The 1,992-nt window shown below is 54.5% G+C and carries 1 tRNA gene, 1 pseudogene and 1 other annotated feature; the gene and the pseudogene both read left to right on the forward strand.

Annotated features, from left to right (window positions below):
* The first annotated feature begins 386 nt into the window (after window positions 1-386).
* Window positions 387-463 (forward strand) — tRNA-Arg (locus ABYA88_RS16275).
* Window positions 464-1,314: 851 nt separating this feature from the next.
* Window positions 1,315-1,992 (forward strand): annotated as a pseudogene (locus ABYA88_RS16280) (IS3 family transposase); the annotation flags it as partial.
* Window positions 1,584-1,700: a sequence feature (AL1L pseudoknot), on the forward strand. (Overlaps the previous pseudogene by 117 nt.)

Raw genomic sequence — 1,992 nt, forward strand, 5'->3', positions numbered from 1 at the left:
ATTGATCGACTGGGCAAACGCGCCGCCCGCCACCAGAACCAGCAGAGCCGCCGAGGCAGCCAGAAGTTTTTTCACAGTCATCACCTAACACCCTCATCATGGCTTGTATTTTGAGCCCAAGTTCAATGCCCGGACAATGTGAGCGAGTATACCGGCAAAGTCGCGGCCAACAAAATAGCATCTGTAACCAGCGACAACGGGGCGCGGGGTATCCGCCGTCAGACGAAAGCCCGCAGGCATGGACGGCGCCGCAATCAATGGGTATTATGGCGCCCCTGAAATGCACCCGTAGCTCAGCTGGATAGAGTACCGCCCTCCGAAGGCAATACTCACCCTCTTGTGCCACGATGCGGCTAGAGGTCAAAATAGCCACGTTTCACCTATATGCACCCGTAGCTCAGCTGGATAGAGTACCGCCCTCCGAAGGCGGTGGTCACTGGTTCGAATCCAGTCGGGTGCACCATATTCTTTAAAATCAGTAGCTTGCACGATCTCAGAATCGACAAAATCAAGCATTGATCACAGCCCCACTCAGCCAGCACTCAGTTATCCGCCGCGCGAATTCTGAAAGGCATGACACCTAGCTCAAATCACGAGCAAACCCTTAAAAATCGTCTGTGCCCAGTTTGTGCCTAAATTGCGCCCACCTGATTATAGTGATGAGTGAGTACGCGGGTTATTTGAGTACTGCCTCAGAATGAGCACAAAGGCATCTGCCACAAAGCAATTCATGTGCAGCTTTAAGGCGTCTACAGAAAAAGGGGCGATTCACTATTCCTTACTCGCAGGAAACTCGCCACAACAGGGTGAAAAGGGCGTTTTACTTAGCTCGTGGTTTACTTGATTCTAAAAACTTTGCACTCTTTCCCGTTTGTTGAGACGCGCCAAAGCCCCTCACTCGTCAGGTAGTAGCCGGCTCATGTTGAAAGAAATATTTTGGTGATCGGATGCCGTGCATGCCGTCCTTGGGAGGAAAAAACGTATACCACGCTCCGACCGATTTTATTTAAGTCGGGCTGCGGAATGAGGACAGAGTCACTAACATAGACCATACAGGCCAAGTGCTGGTGTTTAGGATGTAGTAGCACTTGTGTAGCGAATACAGCCAATGGATTCTCTGGATTTATAAGCAGGTTCTTCAACTGGTCATGACCAATGCCTTCTAAGCGAACGACGAGACACCCTGGCCTGCCACCTGTCATCTGCTCGCGGACCGCCTTCTTGACATCGTCCCACCACGCCTTCCAGAGAGTAGGCGGCTTGAACCGCCCCGGGTTTCGCGGAGGCTCCACCTTTTGAGAGAATGGAGCCCATATGAGCAAGCACACCAAATTTTCCCCTGAAGTCCGTGACCGGGCCATCCGTATGGTTTATGAGGTCCGGGAGTCCCACACATCGCAGTGGGCCGCCATCGAGGCCGTGGCCAGCAAGATCGGCTGCACCGCCCAGACACTGAGCAGTTGGATTCGGAAGGCAGCTGCGCCTGCGGCCCCCTCCGCCTCGGCCACTGATGCCCGCGTCAAGGAACTGGAACGCGAGGTTCGTGAGCTCAAGCGAGCTAACGAAATCCTCAAGGTCGCCAGCGCTTTTTTCGCCCAGGCGGAGCTCGACCGCCATTTGAAGTGATCTGGCAACTGATCGACAAGCACCGGCAAAGCTTTGGAGTCGAGCCACTGTGCCGCGTGTTGCAAGTGTCTCCATCGGCTTACCGGCGCCATGCTGCGCGGCTACGTGACCGCTCACGACGTTCCGCCCGAGCGATCCGTGACGAGGTACTTGCTGTACAAATTCATCGTGTCTGGCAGGAAAACTACGAGGTCTACGGGGCCAGGAAAATCTGGCGGCAGATGCATCGCGAACACCAGGTGGTTGCACGCTGCACAGTGGAACGGTTGATGCGTGAAATGGGGCTCTGCGGCGTAACGCGGGGCAAAACGGTGAAAACCACACAAGCCGATCCTGACAATACCAATCCCAGGGATCTGGTAAAAC

Source organism: Halopseudomonas sp., from assembly GCF_041579695.1.
Classification (GTDB): Bacteria; Pseudomonadota; Gammaproteobacteria; order Pseudomonadales; family Pseudomonadaceae; genus Halopseudomonas.